We start from the raw sequence: 22,143 nt of genomic DNA, 5'->3' as shown, positions 1-22,143 counted from the left end.
AATTCACATTTTCGACAAAACCTAAGAAGTGTATCCCCGTGCGCTGGTCAGCCAAAACGAAAGATGAACTAGTGGCCGAAATTCGGCGACTTAGTAAAGAACTGGATATCCTCAATGCGCTGGACGACCCCTCCCGGACGCCGAACGTCGCCGTTTTTGACGTTCGCAAGACCGTTGACCAGCTGAATCTCATCGGGCTGACCATCGAACGCGACGGAACGGTCACGTTTGCCAACCAGTACACGCTCCGCATTACGGGCTGGGACAAAGAGGATATTATCGGACAGAACTTCTTCGAACGGTTCATTCCCGAAACCGAACGGGCCCAGGTCCGGCAGGAGTTTGACGAGGCGACCGAACGCGGCGGCCTGCTCGAACAGAAGGAAATCAACCTCTTGGCGAAAAGCAGCGCCCTGCGGAATGTGCAGCTCAATTCGCTCATCATCAACAACGTGGCGGGAGCCATCACGTCGTTTACCATCATCGGGGAGGACGTCACGAACAAAAAGCGGGTGGCCTCGGCGCTTTCGTATTCCAACGCGCAGCTTCAGGACCTGGTCGACAACACGAGCGACCTGATTCAGGTCATCACCCTCGACGGGAAGTTCATGTTCGTCAACCGGGCGTGGCGCGAAGTGCTGGGCTACGGGTCCGAAGAAGTGGCCTCGCTGACCCTGCGCGACATTCTGCACCCGGACTATGCCGAAAGCACTTTCCAGCGGCTGAAACAGATTCAGGGCGGGGAAAAACTGCCGTACTTCGAGACCGTTTTCCGGGGCAAAGACGGCAAGACGATCTTTCTATCGGGCTCGGTCAACTGCCGCTATGACCAGGGCAAACCCACGGCCTTCCGCTGCATCCTGCACAACATCACGAGCCGCATCCGGGCCGAAAAAGCGCAGAAGCTTTATTACAGCATCGCCAACTGGACGCTGAACACACGGGACCTGGGCGACCTTTATCAGAAAATCCACGAAGAACTCGGCAACATCATCGACGCCGAGAACTTCTTCATCGCGCTTTACGACCAGAGCAAGAGCTACCTGTATTTCCCGTACTACGTCGACGAATATTTTCAGGGAAATATGCGGTTTACGAAGCGGCGGCTGGGCAACGGCCTCACCGAATACGCCATCCGGGAAAACAAGCCGCTCTTTCTCTACGAACAGGACATCCAGCGGCTGGCCGAATCGCACAACATCTACCTCTACGGGCAGGTGCCCAGGGTGATGCTCTGCGCCCCGCTCCGGATCGGCGACCGCATTACGGGCATTATCGGCGTCAAATCCTACGCCGACCTGAACGCCTACTCCGCCCGCGACCTCGAACTGCTGGAATTCATCTCCGGTCAGGTCGCGCTGGCGATTGCCCGCAAGCAGGACGAGGCGATTCTGGCCAAACAGACGGCCCGCCTGAACGCCATTTTTGACAGCAGTTCGCACCTGATCTGGTCGGTCAACAAAAGCTACCAGCTCACGTCCTTCAACCGAAACTACGCCCGGCTGATCGAAAACCAGCTCGGAGAAGTGCCGCAACTGAACGTAACGACCGAAAAGCTCGGCTGGCGGATCATCGGGGCGGACAACCGGAAGCTGCTCGAAGAACGGTACCGGCTTGCGTTCAAAGGACTGCCGCAGAGCGTCGAGCTTCATTTCGAAACACCCAAAGGCAACGTCTGGCTGGAAGTGAACCTCAACCCGATTCTGCTTTCGGGCGGCATCATCGAAGAAGTTTCCGGCATTGCCCGCGACATTACGACCCGCAAAAAAACCGAACTGGAACTGCGCGGCAGCGAAGAGAAATTCCGGGGTATTTTTGTCAACCTCCAGGATATTTACTGCCGGGTAGACCGCCACGGCCGCATCACCATGATCAGCCCATCGGTGCTGAAACGGACCGGCTACCGGCCCGAGGAAGTGATGGGCCAGCCGATCACCAAATACGTCGATCCGAAAGACGTGCGCCGGGCCCTGCTGCGCGTAATCCGGCACAAAAGCCTGCGGAACTTCGAGGCGACCATCCGGCGCAAGGATGGCACCGAGCGGCAGTTTATGTTCAACATGCTGACGCTGGAAGACCATGGCGGTCGCGTGACCGAAGTGGCCGCCCTCGCCCGCGACATCACCGAACTGAAGCGCAACGCCCAGGAACTGATGCTGGCGAAAGAAGATGCCGAACGCTCGCTGAAAGTAAAGGAACGCTTCCTGGCGAACATGAGCCACGAAATCCGGACGCCGATGAACGGCGTGATCGGCATGATCGATCTGCTGAGCGATACGCCGCTGAACGAGGAGCAGAAAGAGTATGTGCAGACCATCAAACGCTCGTCCGAAACGCTGCTCAACATCCTGAACGACATTCTCGACCTCTCGAAAATCGAGGCGGGCAAAATGCAGCTCCACGAAGCGCCCGTACCGTTGCAGGAGGTGCTGGACAAACTCGTGGCGCTCTTCGGCCAGCAGGCCAGCACCAAAGGCAACCGGCTGAGCTACGAACTCGGCCCGGACCTGCCCAAATTCATCATCGCTGACCAGACCCGGCTGTTGCAGGTGCTGTCCAACCTGACGTCGAATGCCATCAAGTTTACGGAACGGGGCCGGGTGACGGTGCGGGCCAGTCTGGCGGAGAAGCGCGGCAAAATCGCCCGCATCCGGTTTGACGTGCAGGATTCGGGCATCGGCATCGCCAAAGACGACCTCGGGCTTCTTTTCAACTCGTTCAGTCAGGTGGATACCTCCTCGCGCAAGTCGTTCGGCGGAACCGGCCTCGGCCTCGCCATCTCGAAGGAATTGGCGGCGCTGATGAAAGGAACCGTGGGCGTGGAGTCGGAAGTGGGCAAAGGCAGTACGTTCTGGTTTACGATTGAGGTCAAGGAAACTTCCATCAGTCCGTCGTCGGCCAAATCCGACGGGGCGGACGTGCCGCTGCAGAACGTCTTCACGGACTATCAGCCGCGGACGCTGCTGGTGGACGACAATGCCGTGAACCGCAAGGTGGCCTGCGAAATCCTGCGCAAAGCGGGCTGTATCGTCGAGACGGCCTCAAGCGGGTCCGAAGCCCTGGCGGCGGTGGCCAGCCGGGTGAACAGCGGCGAGTTGATGTACGACGCCATTTTCATGGACATTCAGATGCCGGACATGGACGGGGTGGAAACGACCCGCCACCTGCGCGAACAGCACGGAACGCTGCTGCCGCCGGTCGTCGCCATGACGGCCTACTCCATGCGCGAGGACCGCGACCGCTTCCTGAGCCAGGGCCTGGACGATTACATCGCCAAGCCCATCCGCGCGCAGAGCCTCATCGCCAAAGTCAAGGAAATCATCGACTCCGGGAAGGCTTTCCGCGAAGCGGCCCAGCGTAAATCGGCCCAGCAGCAGTACGCGCAGGAAATCGAACTGCCGCATATCGATGCCGACATCATCGGGCAACTGATGCAACTGGGCGGGAAAGACCTGGTGCTGTCGATTTTCGAGGATTTTGAGCAGGAAGCCACCACGCTCGTCCACGGCACGCTCGACGCCTTTGCCATCGGCGACATTCCGACCGTCAAAAGTCACCTGCACACGCTCAAAGGCAGCGCCGGCACCATCGGAGCCGCCCGGGTGGCCGACATCGCCCGTCAGGCGGAAGGGAAGCTCAAAACCAACGACACCACCACGCTGGCCGAAGACCTGAAGCGGCTGGACAAGGCGTATCTGGAGTTCCGGGCTACGTACAAAGAAACGCTGGAAAGACTGGTAGGACAGAGCGAAGTGGCGTAACGGCTTCGTTGGGGAGATAGGGCGGCAAATCTGCTTTAGGTATCAGTTGCCACCCTTTTGCCCCATCCCGACCATGACGCTTTTTGTCCGTTGCCTTTTAGTGCTGCTTGCCGTCTTTCACCCGCCGGTTTCGGCCCGACCACCCGCGAAACCGGCTACCTTTCTGCTGAACGGGGAGTTGCTGCGTTTGCACAAAGAAAAGATTCAGAAAGGCGATACCCGGCTGCGAAAGGCGCTGGACGCGGTGCTGAAAACGGCCGAAAAGACGCTGTCCAACCCGGCGTACTCGGTCATGCAGAAGACCCGGAACCCGCCCAGCGGCGACAAGCACGACTATATGAGCGTGGGCCCGTACTGGTGGCCGGACCCCACCAAACCCGACGGGCTGCCCTACATCCGCAAAGACGGGCAGGTAAACCCCGAACGCTCGGCCATTCCGGATGCGGATAATTTCAAGAAACTCGTCCAGGACGTGCAGGTGCTGACCGTCAGCTATTACTTCACGGAGGAAGAACGCTTTGCCCGCCGGGCGGCGGAACTGCTGCGCGTCTGGTTTCTCGATGAAGCCACCCGGATGAATCCCCACCTGAAATACGGACAGGCCATTCCGGGCATTACGGAGGGCCGCGGCATCGGCCTCATCGACACCCGCGGGCTGGCAACCCTGACCGATGCGGTGCAGCTTCTGAAAAGCTCCAGAGCCTGGTCGACCCGGGACGAAGCGGGCATGCAGAACTGGGCCCGGCAGTTTCTGGACTGGATGCAGACCAGCCCCATCGGCCGCGACGAAGAGGACGAACACAACAACCACGGCACGTACTACGATTTGCAAGCGGTAGCCCTGGCGCTGTATACCGGCAATCAGGCGCTGGCCCGGCAGATTCTGGAGCAGAAAACGACGCAGCGCATCGCCAGCCAGCTCAAACCGGACGGCAGCCAGCCGCACGAACTGGCCCGGACGCTTTCCTGGAATTACTCGCTGATGAATTTGACCGGCTTTTTCGGGCTGGCCCAATTGGCGGAGAACGTAAAGGTAGACCTGTGGACCTACCAGACCCCGGACGGAAAAAGCATCCGGAAAGCCTACGAATGGATGCTGCCGTTTGCCGAAGGAAAAAAGCCGTGGACGCACCAGCAGATCAAGGCCCTGCACCCGGAGGAGTTTGCGCCGCTCCGGGTCGTTGCCGCCGCCCGGTTTGCGGAGCCGAACGAAACCCCGGTCAAAGAGCCGGAAGACAGCTTTTTTGTCCTGACGCATTCGCTCTTCTGACCCAAGAAACCTTTCCTGAACCTAAACCCAACCTGTCCATGAAAACCCTGATTGCCGTCCTGCTGGCGGTGCTGTTCAGTCTGCCGTCGCGGGCGGAAGAACCTAATCTGCTTAGCGGGAAATTTACCAGAGAGCAGCTCCGCAACGTCCTGATTCCGCAGGCGAAATGGACGCCGTTTCCGAAACGCGAAGACCGCGCCGGGTGGGCCCGAGCCGACCCGGCGATGATGAAAGCCTACATCCAAAAGGCTGAGCCGTATTTGAATTACGAATGGCCCCACATCCCGGCGACCAAATCGCTGCTGATCGTCCGGACTGGCGACCGCGACGAATACCAGACCGTCAGCTTCCGGAAGCGCGAGGTGCTGGGAACCTTACTGCTGGCCGAAATTGCGGAAAACAAAGGCCGGTTCGTGGACGCCATCGTCAACGGCGTGTGGTCCATCTGCGAAGAGTCGTTCTGGGGCGTGCCGGCGCACCTGCCGCGGTCGAAGGAAATCTCCGGTTTGATGGACGTCTCCAAGCCCTTCGTTGACCTGTTTGCCGCCGAAACGGCCACGTACCTGGCCTGGGTCGATTATTTTCTGGGCGATAAACTGGACGCCATTTCGCCCCAGATTCGCAAACGCATTTACCACGAAACCAGTCACCGGATTTTTGAGCCGCTGATGGCCGAGAAGCCGCACGGCTGGATGGTCGCCAACGCCGCCGGACGGGCACCTAATAACTGGAACCCGTGGATCTGCTCGAACTGGCTCAACGCCGTGCTGCTGCTCGAAAAAAACGAAACCAAACGGGCCGAAGGCGTCGCCAAGGTGCTGTGGGTGCTCGACCAGTTTACCAATCCGTACCCGGCCGACGGGGGCTGCGACGAGGGGCCGAGCTATTGGGGAGCCGCCGCGGCCTCGCTTTTTGACAACATCGCCCTGCTCAATACGGCCAGCAACGATGCCTTTACCTACGTTTACGCCGACGAAAAGATCAAAAACATGGGCCGCTTCATCTACCGCGCCCAGATCAGCGACCGCTATTTCCTGAACTTCGCCGATGCGGACCCGCAGCCGGTGATGTCGGCCACGATGATCTACCGCTACGGCAAGGCCATCGGCGATCCGGACATGATGAAATTCGGGGCGTATTACCGCCAGCCGGAGGACGGTTCCATCGGTCGGTTCCACTATTTCCGCAACTTCTACGCCCTGTTCATGCAGGACGAATTCCGGAAGGCGCCGCAGGGTCTGCCGCTGCCGAAAAACGTCTGGCTGCCGGATTTACAGGTGTTTGTGGCCCGCGACCAGGAAGGCACCACCAACGGGTTTTACGTAGCGGCCAAGGGCGGACACAACGACGAAAGCCATAACCACAACGACATTGGCAACTACGTCGTCTACTACGACGGCCAGCCGCTGCTGATCGACGTGGGCCGGGGCACCTATACGGCCAAAACCTTCAGCGGCCAGCGGTACGACATCTGGTACAACTGTTCGGACTACCACAACCTGCCGACCATCAACGGAAAGACGCAGCTGCCGGGCCGGGAATTTCAGGCGGCTTCGGTCGCCTACAAAGCGGCGGACGCCTACACCCAGTTCAACGTCGATTTTGCACCTTCGTACCCCAAAGAGGCCGGTGTCGATGCCTGGCAGCGGATCATCCGGCTCAATCGCGGGAAAAACGTTCAGATTGAAGATGTGGTCCGGCTCCGGGAAGCCAGATCGCTGACGCAGCACCTGATGACCTGCTACCCCGCCGAAGTGACGAAGCCCGGGGAAGTGGTCATTCACTACGGGCCCAAAGGCGGGACGGCCCGCGATTTTGTAGTGAAATACAACCCCGCGCAGTTTCAGCCTACCGTGGAAAAAGTGGCGCTGAAAGCCCCCGAGGACAAAGGGATCATTGCCAAGTGGGGCGATACCATCTACCGGATCAACTTCCAGGCCCTGAAGCCGAAACCTGCCGATAAGTTCAGTTTTGTGATTGCTGGACGATAAGCACGGGAAAAGAGGGGGCACGTAAAAGGGGTTCACGCCGATTAGCGCGGATTTTAAGCGCAGATTTTCGCCGGTTATATTCTGCGAAAATCCGCGTCAAAAATCCGCGTCAATCGGCGTGAACCCCCTTTTTTACGTGGTTACCAGCCCGGATTCTGCTTGATTTTCGGGTTCTGGGCCAGCGTGTTCAGCGGAATGGGCCAGAGGTAGTGTTTGCTTTCGTCAAAGACCGGATTGGCCCAGTCGGTGCCCTGATATACGTCAATGTAGGTCCGTCCGCTGACCGGGTCCACGCTGGTACGCACATTGGCGCGCGGGTAGCGGGCGATGGCGGCGGCGTCCCAGCGGATGCCCAGCGTCGGAATGGTCAGCTTCTTGCCCTGTTTCCACCGCAGCAGGTCGCCGTACCGGAAGCCTTCCATGAACAGCTCAATGCGGCGTTCCCGGCGGATTTCGGCGATGAGCGGCGACACCCCATCGGCGGTATAACGCGGGTCTACCGGGACGGCCCCCAGCTTCAGATGCGGCATGCCCACCCGGTCGCGGAGGCGGTTGATGGTGAGGTCGAGGTCGGCCTGGCTGATTTTGCCCAGTTCGGCCTGCGCTTCGGCGTAATTGAGCAGAGCTTCGGCAAAACGCAGGATGATGGCCGGGGTCTCGCCCGTATCGAACGCTTTTCCGATCATGTCATCCGCGTTGTAATGCTTGATAATGTGGTAGCCCGTCGTCGAGATGTAGCCGCCTTCCATGCCCTGAATCCGGGGATACGTCCGGCCGTCGTCCAGATGGTACTTGTACCGCTTGGCGTCGTCGGGGTGCAGAACGGTCTGGCGCAGGCGCGGGTCGCGGTTTTCGAACACATTCTCGATGGTGGCATCCCCTTTGTACAGCGGCGAGAGCGTGATGGGCAGCCCGTCGGTGCACAGGTAGTCTTCCACCAGGCTCTTGGTCGCTCCGCCGGCATACTCGAAGTACGACTGCACGTGGTTGGTAAACACGCCCAGCTGGTAGCGGCGCCAGTACATCACCTCGGGATTTCCGGCCAGATTGAGCACGCGGTGAAAGGCGTTGTAATCACTTTGCGGATTTCCCGTGGTATACAGGCGGTAAGGCCCCTTGTCGATCAGCTCCTTGGAAGCGGCGGCGGCTTCCTGCAACCATTTTTCGGGATTGGCACCGCCGTGGTACTTCCGCCAGGTGCCTTCAAAGAGGCATACGCGCGACTTGACCAGCAGGGCGCACCAGCGGTTAAGCCGACCCGGCGCGTTGCCGTCGCCCCAGCTGTCGGGCAGTTTGGTCGAGGCGAAATTGAGGTCTTCCAGCACTTTTTCCATCGCCTCTTCACGGGGTGTGCGGGCGGCGTTGAGTTCGGGGGAGTCTACGTTCAGTTCCTTGTCTACCCAGGGCACATCGCCGAATTTCTGAGCCTTATCGGCATAGAACCAGCCGCGGAACAGCCGGGCTTCGGCAATGTAGCGGTCTTTGATAGCCTGCGACACATTCGCCTTGTCGTAATTGGCCAGCCCGATGTTGCAGGCCCGGACAAAGTTCCAGCCTTTATAGCCGAACTGCTGCGGGTCGGTCGGGACGGTATGCTTGCCCGAGCGAATCTGCTGGAAAAAGTTGTGGCGCGGGTGACGCGGGGCCATGTTGTCGGCAAATTCGTCGAGGAACCAGACGCTGCCCCAGTGGCTTTCAAAGCCGTTGTAGTGGCCGTGCAGAATGGGCACGTTGTCGTCGTTGCGGGCGAGGTCGTAGAGGCCGTTGTTGTACACCCGGAGGTCGTTTTCCGAGCTCCAGAAGGTCTGGTTGGTGACGCGGTCGAGCGGGTAGCGTTCGAGGAATTCGTCATTGCAGCTGCTGAACAGCAGGGCCGTCGTGAATACCAGACCGAAGGTGAACGTATGTTTTTTCATAAAGAAAGTCGGTTAGGGAATTAAAAGGACAGGTTGGCACCCAGCGTCATGATGCGCTGCATGGGATATTCGATGGCCGCCGACTGGATGCTTTCGGGGTCGAGCGGCTTGCGGATGCGCGAGAATTCCCACAGGTTCATGCCCGTCACGTACACCTGCGCCCGGCCCACGCCCACTTTCTGCATCAGGTTCGAGGGCAGTTCGTAGCTGAACGTGATGTTCTTGGCCCGGATGTAGCCCGAATTCTGCAGATAGCGCGACTGCACCTGCACGTTCTTCTTGTCGTTGGTCGAGATGTGGGCGGCGGGGAAATATGCATCCCGGTTGGTCTCGGTCCAGGTATCGGTGATGTAATACCGCTCCACATGCCCGGCGTTGAAGGGGAAGAACCAGGTCCAGTTGTCGGAGGTCGGCCAGTGGTCGCGCCGCCAGATGCCCTGGAAGAAGGCCGTCAGCCGGAAGTTTTTGTAGCTGATGCCCGTATTGATGCCGAACGAAAGCCGCGGCGTGGTGTTGCCGATCACTTTCCGGTCGCCGGGGTCGGCCAGCGTATTCTTGCCGAAGCTGATGGAGCCATCCCCGTTCAGATCCGCATAGCGAATGTCGCCGGGCCGCCAGTTGGCGCCGATGTTGGTCTGCTTCGGAGCGGCGGCAACTTCATCGGGAGTCTGGAAGATGCCCGCGGTTTCGAAGCCCCAGATTTCGCCAATTTTCTGCCCTACGTAATAAATATTGCTCCCATTGGGCAAAGCCCCCGTCGGGTTGTTGAACTTGGTGATGGTCGATTGCCAGTCCGACAGGGCGAGGTTGGCGTCGTAGCTCCAATCGCTGCCGATCTTATCCCGCCAGGTGAGCGACAGTTCCCAGCCTTTTGTGCGGAGGTCGGCGGCGTTTTCCTTGGGAGCGGCGGTGCCCAGAATGGCCGGATACGACACGTCCATCAGCATGTCCTTGGTGTCGCGGGTGAAAACGTCCAGCGACGCATCGAGTCGCCCGCGCAGCATCGTGAAGTCGAGCCCGATGTTTTTCGAAATCACCGTTTCCCAGGTCAGGCCGGGGCTGACCAGACCGGCGGGCGACACAAACGGAATGGCCGCGTTGCTGAACATGTACGGCGACTGCCCGATGCCCATCGTGGCGACGTACGGGTAAAAGTTGTTGCCCAGTAGCTGGTTGCCGAGCGTTCCGTACGAGGCCCGCAGTTTGAGATTATCCAGCCAGCGGCCCGTTCCGGCCATGAACTTCTCGTTGCTGATCCGCCAGCCCGCCGAGAAGGACGGGAAAAAGCCGAACCGGCTTTCGGCGGGGAAGCGCGAGGTGCCGTCGTAGCGGCCGTTCAGCTCCAGCAGGTACTTTTCGTTGTAATTGTAGTTCAGGCGGTAAAAAGCGCCCCGCAGCGCCACGTGCGACTTGCTGCCGAAGGTCTGCTGCACGCCGGTGGTGGCGTTGACGTCGATCACCTGCGGCGTGATGAGCGACCGGGCCTGCGCCCCGACGTAATTGTTGAGGCCCCGTTCCTGGTTGAAGCCGATCATGGCCGTCAGGTTGTGGTTGCCCAGTTTCGGGACGGCGTACTCGGCGTAGGCGTTGAAGACGTAGTACTGGTTGTAGTTGTTCTCGTTCCGAATCCAGTCGTCGCCGCTGAAGCCGTTGCTGATCATGTTGGGCGAAAGCAGGTTTTCGGAGACGATGTCGATCTTGCTCTGCACATCCTGATACATCCGGTTGAAGATGTTGTAGGAGAAATCCGAGCGGATTTTGAGACCCTTCAGCGGCGTCAGCGTCACGCCCTGGGTGAGCCAGAGGTCGTTTTCGGTAAAGGTCGTCCGGCCGCCGTCGAGCAGGTAGGGGAAGAAGTTGGTGCCGCCGAAGTACTTGCCGATGTAGGGCGCGTATTTCTCCCGGTCGCCGGGCGTCACATAATACTCCAGGTCCGGAAACTGAATGAGCTGAATGGGGTTCACCCGCGCCAGCGAGTTGATGTTCACGTCCCAGTTGTAGAAGTGCGGCTTGTCGCTGTTCTGCGAGTTGAAAATCACTTTCGTATCCAGACTCAGCGCGTCGTTGACCTTGAAATCAGCCTTCATCAGCGCGTTGTACCGCTTGAACTTCTCGTTGTTGTAGCGCAGATAGCCGTCTTTGGTGAAATACCCCAGCGAAACCAGGTACCGGGACTTTTCGGAACCGCCCGAAACCGACACGTCGTGCTGGCTGGTCGGGGCGTAGTCGGTCATAATCTGGTTCTGGTAATCGTTATAGCCGTAATAGCGCAGCACGCCGTTGACCACCTTCCATTGCGGGGCCGTTGCCGGATTTTCGGAGAACGCCTTGGTCCCGGCCACCATGTCGGCGTCGTAGGACGGGATGCCGCTGGTCCGCATGTTGGCGGCGTTCCGGGCCGTGACGAATTCATACGGGTCGGTGACCACGTCCATGTTGAAAATAGGCTTGGCGAGCGAAAACTGGCTGTTGACGGTCACGTTGATCTTGCCGCTTTTGCCGCTTTTGGTCGTTACGAGCACCACCCCGAAGGCCGCCCGGGCTCCGTAGACGGCGGCGGCCGAGGCGTCTTTCAGCACGCTGACGCTTTCGATGTCGTTGGGGTTGATGCGGTTGAGGTCCATCGGCACGCCGTCCACCAGCACCAGGGGCGAACCGCCGTTGATGGATTCGTAACCCCGGATGTTGAACCGGATGGGGGAGGCCGGGTCGCCGTTCCGGACGTTGACGTTCAGGTTCGGAATAACGCCCTGAAGCCCTTCACCCGCCGAGGCAATCGGGCGGTATTGCAGGCGTTTGGAGTCGGCCACGCCCACCGCGCCTGTCAGGTTGACCTTTTCCTGGGTGCCGTAACCCACTACCACCACTTCCTGCAGCGCCTTGGTGTCCTGTTCGAGCCGGATGTCCACCGTCGAGCGCCCGTTGACGGGAATTTCCTGTTTCAGGTAGCCGATAAAACTAATGACCAGCGTAGCGTTGCCGTTGGAAATCCGGAGCGTGTAGCGTCCGTTGTTGTCGGTGGAGGTTCCCTGATTGGTGCCTTTGATAACAACACTCACTCCGGGCAGGCCCTCGCCGTTCTCCTGGGCAGTGATGCGGCCGGAAACACTCTGGCTGTAAGCGACAGTCGCCTGGCAGACCAGCAGGACGAGGCTCAGCAGCATGAGCCTGCCCATAACCAGCCATCGGGTTTGTAAACGGTTGTGCATATAGAATTGGGTTTAGTTGATTCTGAATCGGTCACTGAATCGCCACCTTGCTTCTTCTGCCTGCCTGTTTCCGGGGTGGATAGACCTGGGAGTCGCACAAGGCGATCCCTGAGGTTGTGGGCAAAAGACAATTTTTTCATGGAACTACTTAATTTGGTCTAAACAAAGCGGTGTCGATCAGGAAATTGAGGCGACGGGCTTTGCAGGCCGATTTAAGTAATTCCTGCAGGGATATTTTCCTGAGTTAAAAGAAGATGACCGGGGTTGCCGGATCGGGGCGGTCACGGCAGGCGGTCGGATTGACGATAAGAAGGAAGAATAGTTTTTTGCGTTTCTGAATGTGCTTCTTAATTTCACCTGCGGAAACCGTCTCCTGCCGTTGCGGCAACGCCGTTGTGGCAACTACGATTAATTTCAACGCCCCTATGTCAGCTAAACGCGTACTCATTGCTGAAGACAGCTCCGTCATTCAGAACCTGGCCCGTAAGATTCTGGAATTTCAGAATTACGATATTACGTCCGTCAAAAACGGCGAACAGGTAATCCAGATTCTGGAAAAAGAAGACTTCAATATTCTGTTGCTGGACATCAATATGCCCGTCATGGACGGGATGGAATGCGTTCGCCGCGTCCGGGCCATGTCCGATAAAACGAAAGCCGAGGTGCCCATTGTCGCCATCACCGGCAACGCCAAAAACTACACGGAGGAGGAATTTAAGTCCGCCGGCTTCAACGACGTCCTCGTCAAGCCCCTGAACTTCGACCGGCTGGTGGACGTGGTGAATCAACTGACCGATAAGTAATAGTTGAATAATTGAATGACTGAATGACTGAACGAGAAACCCACCAGTCATTCAGTCATTCAATCATTCAGCATTTTATCCCTATGCTCGTTACCCTCCTCGGTTCCGGGACTTCTTCCGGTGTGCCGCTTATTGGCTGTGACTGTGACGTTTGTCGCTCGGCGGATTACCGGGACAAGCGTTTACGGACATCCGTCCATCTGGAGGTTGAGGGGAAAAGTATTGTGATCGACACCGGGCCGGACTTCCGCCAGCAGGTGCTGCGGGAAGGCATCAAACGGCTCGACGCGGTGGTTTTCACGCACGAACACAAGGACCATACCGCCGGACTCGACGATGTCCGGGCGTACAATTTTCGCCAGCGCCGCGACATGCCGCTCTACGGCCGGGGCCGGGTGCTGGAGCAGATTAAACGGGAGTTTTCGTACGCTTTTGAAGAAAATAAATACCCCGGCGTGCCCAGCGTTCGGCTGCACGAGGTTGATAACGAGCCGTTTGAGGTTGAGGGGGTCCGGTTTATTCCAATCGACGTGCTGCACCACCGTCTGCCGGTCTTCGGCTTTCGGGTCCACGATTTCACCTACCTGACGGACCTGAACTACATTTCGGAAGAAGAACTGGAAAAAGTCTACGGCACCCGCGTCCTGATTCTGGATGCCCTGCAGCGCCAGCCTCACATTTCGCATTTCACGCTGGAACAGGCCGTCGCCCTCGTCGAGCGCATCCGTCCGGAGATCACCTACTTCACGCACATCAGCCACAAACTCGGCCTCCACCGCGAAGTCGAAAAAGAACTCCCCCCGTACATTCGCCTGGGCTTCGACGGATTGAAAATTCAGTTATGAGTTAAGAATTAAGAGTTAAAAGTTAGGCTCCGCCAGTCAGGATTGTGACCAGGCGGAGCCTAACTTTTAACTCTTAACTGATTTTCAGTTTCCGCTATCGCTTCCGCTGCGGTCGCTGTTGTGGCTGCCGTGCCCGACGGGGCCGCGTTCGTGCTGAAGTTCGGATTTGGTTTTGTTATGCGTATCCGGTTCGGGATTTCCCTGTTTGCTTTTATCCTGATTGGAACGGGTGCGTTCCATATTCGGTTGCTGTCCGGAGGTATCGCGGGCCTCCACATTGCGGGTGCGGCCCGTATTGGGCTGCTTGTTATTCGAGCCGGGCTGGTCCGTTGTTTTATGATTAGCCATGACGTTGAGTTGGTTTATGTGTAGGAAATAAACGGGCGGAGGGGGGAAATGTTTGGAATAATCCGCCTTTGTCCGGGTCCTGTTTTCTGGCGGAAGTGCCCTTGAGGCTGCGGCGAAAACGGCTGCAAGGTCAGGATGAAAAGTTGCCTTGCGGGCGATGCCGACACCGCCCGGCAATTTTCCCTACCTTTGCCCCACCAATCTCCGAAGCTCTGATTCCCCGTGCATACCAATTATTACTTCCTCCGCCAGCTTGCCCCCGCCCTTGCCCGTAACCTGGAAGGACTGCGCTTTATGGAGTGCTTCAGCCAGGACCGCGACGAACTGGTGATGGTCTTTGCCCAGGCCCGGGGAAAACTCAATTACTACCGCCCGTTTTACCTCAAAGCTACCCTCCGGCCGGATTTTTCGGGACTGCTGTTCCCCGAATCGGTGCAACGGGCCCGCACCAACAGCGTCGATTTGTTCGACGAACTGACGGGCGGAGAAGAGAGTTCCGGTACGCCCGTTACCGCCGTGCGCTCGTTCCGGAACGAACGCTGCCTGAGCATCGAACTGGAAGGCGGCCATGCGCTACTGTTCAAATTTTTCGGCAATCGGCCCAACCTGCTTATATTCAAGGAAAACGAGGTCGCCGACCTGTTCAACAACAAGCTGGTTGAAGATTACAACCTGAAATACAACGCCCTCGACCGCACCCTCGACCAGTCGTGGGAAGCTTTTGAGCAGGCGAACTTCGACCACCGCAAGCTGTTTCCGACCTTCGGGAAAGAGGTTAATTTTTATCTGGAAGAAAAAGGCCTCCGCACGCTGGACGGCCCGGATAAGTGGGCGCTGTTGCAGGAAACGCTCGGACGGCTCGAAAATCCGCCGCGCTATTACCTCACCACCTTTGACCACAAGCCCGCCCTGACGCTGGTGCCGCTGGGGGAAGATGATCCGTACCGCAAGGAATTCGACAATCCGCTGGAGGCGACCAATCGGTTCTATGCGGCCTTCATGGGACGCAACACACTTGAGCGGGAGCGAGGCGAGGTGCTCCGGCTGCTCGAAAAGCGGCTGAAACGGACCCAGGCGTACATTGAATCGCAGATGGAACGGCTTTTCGGACTGGATGAAGGAGTCAGCAACGAGGAAATTGCCAACATCCTGATGGCGAACCTGCACCAGATTCCCGAACCCGCCGGAGCGCGGTCCCCGGAGCGGATCGACCTGTACGACTTTTACCGCGACCAACCTATTTCGATCAAGCTCAAGCCCGAACTGAGTCCGCAGAAGAACGCCGAAACGTATTACCGGAAGGCCAAAAACGAGAAGATCGAAGTCGCCAAGATTCAGGAAGGCATCGAAAAGCGGGAGCAGGAGGCCGAAGAAATCCGCCGCCAGCTGACGGATATCGCCGCCATCGACAACCTGCGCGAACTGCGGAAATTTCTCAAAAATCAGAAGCTGAACGACGAACGCGCCGCCCTGGCACCTGGTCAGCTTTTCAAGGTGGTCGAGCACGAGGGATTCACCATTCTGATCGGCCGCAATGCCAAAAACAACGATCTGCTCACGCAGAAATATTCGTTCAAGGAAGACCTCTGGCTGCACGCCCGCGACGTGACGGGCTCCCACGTCCTGATCAAGTACCAGGCCGGTAAGAAATTCCCGAAAACCGTAATCGAACGCGCCGCCCAACTCGCCGCCTGGTACTCCAAACGCCGTACCGATACCCTCTGCCCCGTAATCGTCACGCCCAAAAAATTCGTCCGAAAACCCAAAGGCCTGGCCGAAGGCCAGGTAGTGGTGGACAAAGAGGAGGTGGTGCTGGTGGAACCAAGGGAGTTATGAGTTAAGAGTTATGAGTTAAAAATTAAAAGTTAAAAGTAAAGCCCGCCGAATCGCTATGACCCTGCGGAGCTTAACTCATAACTCATAATCCTATTTAGGTAGGTAAACTGCGAAGGTTGACCCGGCGCCGGGCTGGCTGGTGGCGGTGAGGTAGCCGTTGTGGTTGTCCACGACTTTTTTGCAGATCGCAAGACCGATGCCCGTTCCGGGGTATTTCGATTTGCTGTGCAGCCGCTGGAAGATGGTGAAGATGCGGTTGGTGTACACCGGGTCAAAGCCAATGCCATTGTCCTGAACCTTGATGCAATGGTAGGTATGGCTGATCGGCGTTACTTCTTCCGCCGGAATTTCAGCGCCTTTTACCAGACAATGACTAATCGTAATCTCGCAGGGACTTTCCGATTTTCGGAATTTGATCGCGTTGTTGACCAGGCCGAAAAAAAGCTGGAAAAGCTGCGGACTGTCGCCGGGTACTGGCGGCAATTCAGGGATAACTAGCCGGATAGAAGCCTTTTCGATTTCCGACAACAGCTCCAGCCGCACGCGCTGCATCACGTAGCCCAGATCGACCGGGGCGTGGGGCTGGCGGTGGGTTGTCAGACGGGAGTAGGTCAGCAGGTCCTGAACCAGATACGTCATGCGGGCCGCCGACGACTGCATCCGCCGGATCAGGTCCGAGCCGTCGTTATCCAGAACCGGGCTGTAGCGGCTTTCGAGGATATCGCCGAAAGACCGGATTTTGCGCAGCGGCTCCTGAAGGTCGTGGGACGCCACGTAAGCAAACTGCTGCAAGTTCTCGTTGGTCCGGCAAAGCAGCTGGTTCTGCGTTTCAAGGGCCTGTTGATACCGCTTGAGTTCGCTGATGGGCTGGTAGATCGAAAGAATCGTGTCGTTGTCCAGCAGGGTAAGCGAAATGTCCATCCAGATGTCCAGTCCGTCGGCCTGATAATATTCTTCAAACCGCTGGGGTGTCCCGGTTTCGAGCAGGGCCTGATACCGCCGCCAGATTTCGGTCTGGGTGGCGTGAGGATACAGGGAGCGCATCCGCTTGCCGATCAGTTGCTCGACCGAAGCCACGCCATGCTGTTCCAGCGAGCGGCTGGCCCGAACGTATTCCACATCGTCCAGCTGGCCTTTTTCGTCCCGGATCACTTTCAGAATCAGCAGGCCATTGAGCATCTGATCCAGCACGCTGTCGAAAAGCCGGGCCTGCTGCTCCAGCTGCGGTCGCTGCTGGCAGGTGGTTTCCTTCCCGAGGTCCGCCCGGAGAGGCTGGTACGTGATGGCAACTCCCGTATGCCAGGGCCGGATGGACAGGTCGAACCAGCCGTCGGTGTGCGCCAGCGGAAAGGTGGTAAAAACCGTCTCGTGAAAAGGAAGACCAGTCTCGGCTACCCGGATGGTCCGGGCCCAGTTTGGATGCGAGCGAATGGCCGGGAAAATTGCGGTGACCAGCCTGCCTTCGCTTTGCTCCGCCGAAACGCCGTGCAGCTGTTCCGCCAGATGGTTCATCGCCACCACCCGGAAATCGACGATCTGGTTATCGTCGTCCCGGACGGTCTCGTAGAGGCTGATACCGTGATTTGCCAGGTTAAGCGTGTCTTTCAGCAAGGATAATCCCTGCTGCTGTTCTGTGCCGGGAGGGAACATGACCAATGCTATTGCTGAAATATGCCGTCAGGAAAATAACCCCGCAACCAACGCTCTCCTGTTCGTTAAAGGTACAAAATGAGTGCTGAAAGTCAATTTGATGGCGGCGATTTTGTTACTTGACCGTCTGGTTTAATTCGATGAGATACCCGTCCGGATCAGCAAAGTAAATCTGGGCAACGCCGTCGAAGCGGACCTGCCGGTGGTAGGCTATCTTCCGGTCTTTCAGAAACTGCTCGGACTGGTCGATGGAGGCCACAAAAACCGCGAAATGACTGCCGTTCCGGTCGTTCACGATGGGGGTGGTGCGCCCGGCCAGGAGGTGAATCTGCTGCCCGTTGCCGATGTCGAACCAGGCGCGGATGGCCTTCAGATTGTCGGGCACCGGAATCGGGTTCAGCCCGAGAACTTCCCGGTAAAAGGCGGCGCTGACGGGAATGTCTTTCACCTGAAGCGCCAGGTGATTATGCCGGACAATGCCGAGACTGCCCGTCGTCTGGGCCAGGGAAACAGTAACGGTAAGCAGCGAAAAGGAGAGGGCAATCAGGAATTTTTTCATACAAAAAGGGGTCAACTGCCTGTATAAAGCAGCTTTGCCCGGAAAGCTACGCCATTTTTTTGCAGATCGAAAATCGCGCCCAGCGGTCCGCCCGTCCGGGGCTTACTTCACCAGTAACACGGGCTGACTCCGCTTTTGTTTACCCGTCTGAAAAACAAGCGTATACCGTCCGGCGGCCAGGTGCGCTACAGGCCACTCCACCTGATGACGGCCTTCCGGAAATACCCGTTCGGGCAGGGCAGCGACCTCCCGGCCCAACAGGTCGGTCAGCGAAAAGCGGCCAGTCAGCGGGTAGGGCGTTTCCAGCCGGACGGTGAGCTGCTCGCGGACCGGATTGGGCACGACCCGAATGGCCGTTTCGGCCACCGGCTCCTGCAGGCCCGTAATCGCCTGCAACTGGGTGGATTCGACCTGCTTCAGAATCCAGTTGTCCGGGTCGATGGCAAAGCCGGTGGGAGCGGCCCGAAGCAGCAGCTCGAAGGTCTGGTCGGCGGCGTTGTTAAAGACCGTCACCGTGGTGTCTCCGGCGGTAGTCGTAATGCGGACAGGCACGGGCATGGTAAAGAAGCCCGGGTTGGTCGTGCCGGTCCTTTGCTGGAGGCGCAGGCTGAGCGTCCACTGGCTGGCATTGCCCGAACGGACGGTGCCGGTGGCGGTGTAGATCGGGTAGTTTTCCCCATAAACCCATTGTTTGAAGAAATAGCCCAGCGACTGGCCGTACACCCGGCTGGCGATGGCCTCAAAATCTTCCGTTACGGCAGTCCCGTAGGCCAGATTGGAAGAAGCGTACTCCCGCAGAATCCGCCGGAAGGTCTGGTCGCCCACAAGGCCCCGAAGCATGTGCAGCACCGCCGCGCCTTTGGCGTAGGTCCGGTTGCTGTTGAAAATGTTGTTGGCATTGCCGATGTCCTGCACATACAGCGTTCCCTGCGCGTTGCGGGCGCGGTTCAGAAACGACGTCATGGCCGACTGGAACGCGGCTTTTCCGGCGATATTTTCAGTGAAAAGCGCTTCGGCGTAGCTGGCAAAGCCTTCGTTGAGCCAGATGTGCTCCCAGGTCCGGCAGGTGATCTTGTCGCCGAACCACTGGTGCGCCAGCTCGTGGGCAATCAGCGTCCGGGTGAATCCGCCCATCGAACTGATGGTCTGGTGCTCCATGCCGCCGCCCCAGCCAAACTGCGCGTGCCCGTATTTTTCATTCAGAAACGGATACGGGCCGAAGAAGTCCGAGAAAAAGCTCAGCATCGCGGTCGTTTCGTCGAGCGACCCGCGGACGGAGGTCGTGGCCGATTCGGGGTACAGATAATGCATGACGGGCATGGTCCCAAACGTCTGGTCCACCTGGGTGTAGTTGCTCATCGCCAGCGAAATCAGGTAGGGCGCAATCGGGTAGCGGCTGCGCCAGCGGTAAGTGCGGGTATCGTCCGGATTGTCCGAAACGCCTTCAAGCCGCCCGTTGGAGACCGACACAAAAAAGCGCGGAGCCGTGATCCAGACGTCGGAGGAGTCGGCTTTGTCGGCCGGGGTATCCTTGCAGGGAAACCAGTCGCGGGCGCCGTAGGGTTCGCTCAGGCTCCAGATGGCCGGGTCGCGCTGCGGGCCGTGGAAGCTGAAGGCAAAACTGCCCAGCCCGCTGGGGTCGGGCCGCCCCTGGTAATAAACGGTGACGAAATACGAGGCATTCGCCGCCAGCGCCCGTTCCGGCCGGATTATCAGCTGTCCCCGGCTGCGGGAGAACGCCACCCGGACGGCCCCCGCCCTGACCGAATCGACCCGGAGGGTGTCGTTGAAATCGAGGTAAAACTGGGTCACGTTGCCCGACACCGGGCGGAGGCCGACCGTTACCGCTCCCCGCAGGTACTGCGGGCTGTGGGTCAGGCGCAGGTCCAGTTTGTAGTAATGCACGTCAATGCCGGGGTCGCCGGGGTACTGCATCCGGGCCTGGGCGCTGGTTGGGACCAGCCTGCCAAACGCCCGGACCTTGGCAGTCCGGCAGGCTTCGGAAGCATCGTCAACGGACTGGCTATACGCGGCGCGAGTCAGCCCAAAAAAGGCCGTCAGAGCCAGTAAAGCCTGCAGGCCGGTCAGTAGAGCAGGGTTCATTCGTTGGTTTCTTTCTTGATGTCGTCCAGAATATCTCCCGGAAGCTCCCGGGGGTCGGCTTTCAGGTCGTCGTACCGATGCGCGATCTCGTCGAGTTTGCGCTGCTCGGCGGGCGGCAGTTCGAGTTGCCAGCCCAGGGAGTCGGCCAGCTGGAAAATCATGTACTGAATCTGGTTGCTGGCGATGCGGGGCAGGTCGCTTTGCAGGGCGCGGTCGTACATGGTCTTTTTGGCTTCGTCGAGCAAGCGGGTGTAATCTTCGCTTTTGAAATGATTCAGCAGGCCGGGGTCCAGGTCGTAGAATTTGTAATCGGTATCAATGGACAGCACTTCGGGCTCCGGAAAGTACTCGATTATGAGCCGTTTGTCGCCGTCGGCAGGCTGCCGGAAGCGCATTTTGGCAAAATCGTACCCGACGAGCACCTTGGCTTTGGCGATGATGAGCGCCCGTTTTTCGTCGTTGAGAAAATAAAGATATTTTTTCTGATCCTGATAGGTCAGGATTTCGGAGAAATACCCTTCGGCCATCACCACTTTGAATACTTTTTCGATCCGCTCCACCAGCATGGTCGAATCGATTCGGACGTCCGTTACAGTGCCGGATTTCCGGCTTTTGAGCCAGCTGGAGACCGCCATGCCGCCGGCGCCTCCCAGAAGTAGGGTAAAAAAGAGAACGACCAGATCCGATGATTCCATAAGGGATGAATAGATACGAAAGTAATCAGCTTTTCTATTCAACCAAAAGGCTGAAAAGTAGTTTTTTGCGGGGGCGGGCTGGCGCTATTCTGCAAACGACCGTTGCCGGCCTAGTACGCTTTTCCCACTCCGGTAGGATGGCGTTTTGGTGCAACGGGTAACGGTGCGCCGGGTCTTTGTGGGCGTCGCCATCGGTCCGCGCCAGCGATAAAGCTCTCCGTTTGGCCGGATGAATCGGCGGTGAGAGGCTGTACGCCGGTAGCCAGTCGAAACGAAAGCGCAAAATAAAACCGAAGGCGGGTAGACCTTCGGTTTTGCAAAAAAACGGGGAAGCTGCTTAGCGCGCCAGTCCGTCCCGCCGCGCCCGGTCGCGGACCCGCTGGGCCCGGCTTTTGCTGTCGGGGTGCGTGGACAGAATTTCGCCCACCTTGCCGCCGCTGCTGCCTTTCTGCGCCAGTTTTTCAAACGAAGTAGCCAGCGCCATGACGCTGTATCCGTTGCGTTTCAGGAAGTTGTAGGCGAAATCGTCCGCCTCGGACTCCTGGTCCCGGCTGTGCTTGGCACCCACCAGATAGTCGGCGATGCCACCCAATTGTGAACGCGATAGGCGGCCAATGACCCCGTCCTGAGCCGCACCGACATTCCGGATGGCCGAGCGGCGCAGAGCGCTTTTCATGGCGTCGTGCGAATCCTTATTGACCACGTGCCCGATTTCGTGCCCGATGATGGCCATAATCTCCTGGTCGCTCATGATGTCCATCAGCCCTTTGAACACCCGAACGCTGCCGTCGGCGGTCGCAAAGGCGTTGACATCGGCCACTTTATACACTTTGTAATTGATGGGAATGCCGTTGATGCTGCGGTGACGGCTCACGATCCGGTTCAGACGTTGCGTGTACGGGTCATTGGGTCCCGCTACAGGGTTTTGGGCGTCCATCTGCTGCACAGCCTGACGCGAGTAGGTGGCTACCTGCTGGTTGGTCAGCGTCAGCGACTGAATGGCCTCCAGCCCCGCCTGCGCCAGCCCTCCCTGCGCCTGCGCCAGAGCCGGTAACCAGAGAATCAGGAAAAAAATATGGGTTATACGTTTCATTCGGATTAACAATTGTTTCCCTTTTGACTAAAAAAACGGGCAGATGGTTTAACGAATTGTGGTT

The 22,143-nt window shown here is 58.3% G+C and carries 15 protein-coding genes; 6 read left to right on the top strand and 9 right to left on the bottom strand.

Annotated elements, in window-relative coordinates:
- The first annotated feature begins 38 nt into the window (after positions 1–38).
- The 3 genes from ORG26_RS06925 (at position 39) to ORG26_RS06915 (ending at position 7,022) form a co-directional block, all read left to right on the top strand.
- Positions 39–3,761: a PAS domain S-box protein gene (locus ORG26_RS06925; protein ID WP_266367927.1), complete on the top strand. Its 3,723-nt coding sequence runs from the start codon at positions 39–41 to the stop codon at positions 3,759–3,761.
- 73 nt (positions 3,762–3,834) lie between these two features.
- Entirely contained in the window at positions 3,835–5,031 is a 1,197-nt protein-coding gene (locus ORG26_RS06920; protein WP_266367925.1) for an alginate lyase family protein, read from the top strand.
- A 38-nt stretch (positions 5,032–5,069) separates the two neighbouring features.
- Positions 5,070–7,022: a heparinase II/III domain-containing protein gene (locus ORG26_RS06915; protein WP_266367923.1), complete on the top strand. Its 1,953-nt coding sequence runs from the start codon at positions 5,070–5,072 to the stop codon at positions 7,020–7,022.
- Between the two features lie 140 nt (positions 7,023–7,162).
- On the opposite strand, the gene ORG26_RS06910 is transcribed toward ORG26_RS06915, so the two are convergent.
- From ORG26_RS06910 to ORG26_RS06900, 3 genes are all read right to left on the bottom strand, one after another.
- Entirely contained in the window at positions 7,163–8,938 is a 1,776-nt protein-coding gene (locus ORG26_RS06910) for a RagB/SusD family nutrient uptake outer membrane protein (protein ID WP_266367922.1), read from the bottom strand.
- A 20-nt stretch (positions 8,939–8,958) separates the two neighbouring features.
- Positions 8,959–12,147 (bottom strand): SusC/RagA family TonB-linked outer membrane protein, encoded by a 3,189-nt coding sequence (locus ORG26_RS06905; protein ID WP_266367921.1) that lies wholly within the window; start codon positions 12,145–12,147, stop codon positions 8,959–8,961.
- Between the two features lie 244 nt (positions 12,148–12,391).
- Positions 12,392–12,595 carry a hypothetical protein gene (locus ORG26_RS06900; protein WP_266367920.1) on the bottom strand — a complete coding sequence of 68 codons (204 nt, stop codon included), beginning with the start codon at positions 12,593–12,595 and terminating at the stop codon, positions 12,392–12,394.
- Between ORG26_RS06900 and ORG26_RS06895 the strand changes: the two genes are divergently transcribed.
- Both ORG26_RS06895 and ORG26_RS06890 read left to right on the top strand, forming a co-directional pair.
- On the top strand, positions 12,573–12,950 hold the full coding sequence (locus ORG26_RS06895) for a response regulator (protein WP_266367919.1): 378 nt from the start codon (positions 12,573–12,575) through the stop codon (positions 12,948–12,950). The two genes, ORG26_RS06900 and ORG26_RS06895, sit on opposite strands and share 23 nt — an antisense overlap.
- An 83-nt stretch (positions 12,951–13,033) precedes the next feature.
- On the top strand, positions 13,034–13,795 hold the full coding sequence (locus tag ORG26_RS06890; protein ID WP_266367917.1) for an MBL fold metallo-hydrolase: 762 nt from the start codon (positions 13,034–13,036) through the stop codon (positions 13,793–13,795).
- An 84-nt stretch (positions 13,796–13,879) separates the two neighbouring features.
- On the opposite strand, the gene ORG26_RS06885 is transcribed toward ORG26_RS06890, so the two are convergent.
- Complete coding sequence (locus ORG26_RS06885; protein WP_266367916.1) at positions 13,880–14,143, bottom strand: hypothetical protein; 264 nt, start codon at positions 14,141–14,143, stop codon at positions 13,880–13,882.
- 222 nt (positions 14,144–14,365) lie between these two features.
- On the opposite strand from ORG26_RS06885, the gene ORG26_RS06880 reads away from it, so the two are divergent.
- Positions 14,366–15,979: an NFACT RNA binding domain-containing protein gene (locus ORG26_RS06880; RefSeq protein WP_266367915.1), complete on the top strand. Its 1,614-nt coding sequence runs from the start codon at positions 14,366–14,368 to the stop codon at positions 15,977–15,979.
- Between the two features lie 90 nt (positions 15,980–16,069).
- On the opposite strand, the gene ORG26_RS06875 is transcribed toward ORG26_RS06880, so the two are convergent.
- From ORG26_RS06875 to ORG26_RS06855, 5 genes are all read right to left on the bottom strand, one after another.
- Complete coding sequence (locus ORG26_RS06875) at positions 16,070–17,629, bottom strand: sensor histidine kinase (RefSeq protein ID WP_266367914.1); 1,560 nt, start codon at positions 17,627–17,629, stop codon at positions 16,070–16,072.
- Positions 17,630–17,744: 115 nt separating this feature from the next.
- A complete protein-coding gene (locus ORG26_RS06870; protein WP_266367913.1) occupies positions 17,745–18,188 on the bottom strand; it encodes a VOC family protein in 444 nt (147 codons plus the stop codon).
- Between the two features lie 102 nt (positions 18,189–18,290).
- Complete coding sequence (locus tag ORG26_RS06865) at positions 18,291–20,291, bottom strand: M1 family aminopeptidase (RefSeq protein WP_266367912.1); 2,001 nt, start codon at positions 20,289–20,291, stop codon at positions 18,291–18,293.
- The gene (locus ORG26_RS06860; protein WP_266367910.1) at positions 20,288–20,986 is read right to left on the bottom strand and encodes a DUF4230 domain-containing protein; all 699 of its coding nucleotides are present in this window, start codon (positions 20,984–20,986) and stop codon (positions 20,288–20,290) included. The genes ORG26_RS06865 and ORG26_RS06860 overlap by 4 nt, the downstream gene beginning before the upstream one ends.
- Positions 20,987–21,323: 337 nt before the next feature.
- Complete coding sequence (locus ORG26_RS06855; protein ID WP_266367909.1) at positions 21,324–22,079, bottom strand: M48 family metallopeptidase; 756 nt, start codon at positions 22,077–22,079, stop codon at positions 21,324–21,326.
- Between the last annotated feature and the right edge of the window lie 64 nt (positions 22,080–22,143).

The organism is Tellurirhabdus rosea (assembly GCF_026278345.1).
In the GTDB taxonomy this organism is placed as follows: Bacteria; Bacteroidota; Bacteroidia; order Cytophagales; family Spirosomataceae; genus Tellurirhabdus; species Tellurirhabdus rosea.
This window is presented reverse-complemented; position numbering and strand designations above follow the sequence as displayed.

Excerpts from the sequence above, each read along its gene's own strand:
- ORG26_RS06905 (WP_266367921.1), bottom strand. The coding sequence starts at position 12,147 with ATGCACAACCGTTTACAAACCCGATGGCTGGTTATGGGCAGGCTCATG.
- ORG26_RS06920 (WP_266367925.1), top strand. The coding sequence starts at position 3,835 with ATGACGCTTTTTGTCCGTTGCCTTTTAGTGCTGCTTGCCGTCTTTCAC.
- ORG26_RS06870 (WP_266367913.1), bottom strand. The coding sequence starts at position 18,188 with ATGAAAAAATTCCTGATTGCCCTCTCCTTTTCGCTGCTTACCGTTACT.
- ORG26_RS06890 (WP_266367917.1), top strand. The coding sequence starts at position 13,034 with ATGCTCGTTACCCTCCTCGGTTCCGGGACTTCTTCCGGTGTGCCGCTT.
- ORG26_RS06910 (WP_266367922.1), bottom strand. The coding sequence starts at position 8,938 with ATGAAAAAACATACGTTCACCTTCGGTCTGGTATTCACGACGGCCCTG.
- ORG26_RS06875 (WP_266367914.1), bottom strand. The coding sequence starts at position 17,629 with ATGTTCCCTCCCGGCACAGAACAGCAGCAGGGATTATCCTTGCTGAAA.
- ORG26_RS06860 (WP_266367910.1), bottom strand. The coding sequence starts at position 20,986 with ATGGAATCATCGGATCTGGTCGTTCTCTTTTTTACCCTACTTCTGGGA.
- ORG26_RS06855 (WP_266367909.1), bottom strand. The coding sequence starts at position 22,079 with ATGAAACGTATAACCCATATTTTTTTCCTGATTCTCTGGTTACCGGCT.
- ORG26_RS06915 (WP_266367923.1), top strand. The coding sequence starts at position 5,070 with ATGAAAACCCTGATTGCCGTCCTGCTGGCGGTGCTGTTCAGTCTGCCG.
- ORG26_RS06885 (WP_266367916.1), bottom strand. The coding sequence starts at position 14,143 with ATGGCTAATCATAAAACAACGGACCAGCCCGGCTCGAATAACAAGCAG.
- ORG26_RS06900 (WP_266367920.1), bottom strand. The coding sequence starts at position 12,595 with ATGAGTACGCGTTTAGCTGACATAGGGGCGTTGAAATTAATCGTAGTT.
- ORG26_RS06865 (WP_266367912.1), bottom strand. The coding sequence starts at position 20,291 with ATGAACCCTGCTCTACTGACCGGCCTGCAGGCTTTACTGGCTCTGACG.
- ORG26_RS06895 (WP_266367919.1), top strand. The coding sequence starts at position 12,573 with ATGTCAGCTAAACGCGTACTCATTGCTGAAGACAGCTCCGTCATTCAG.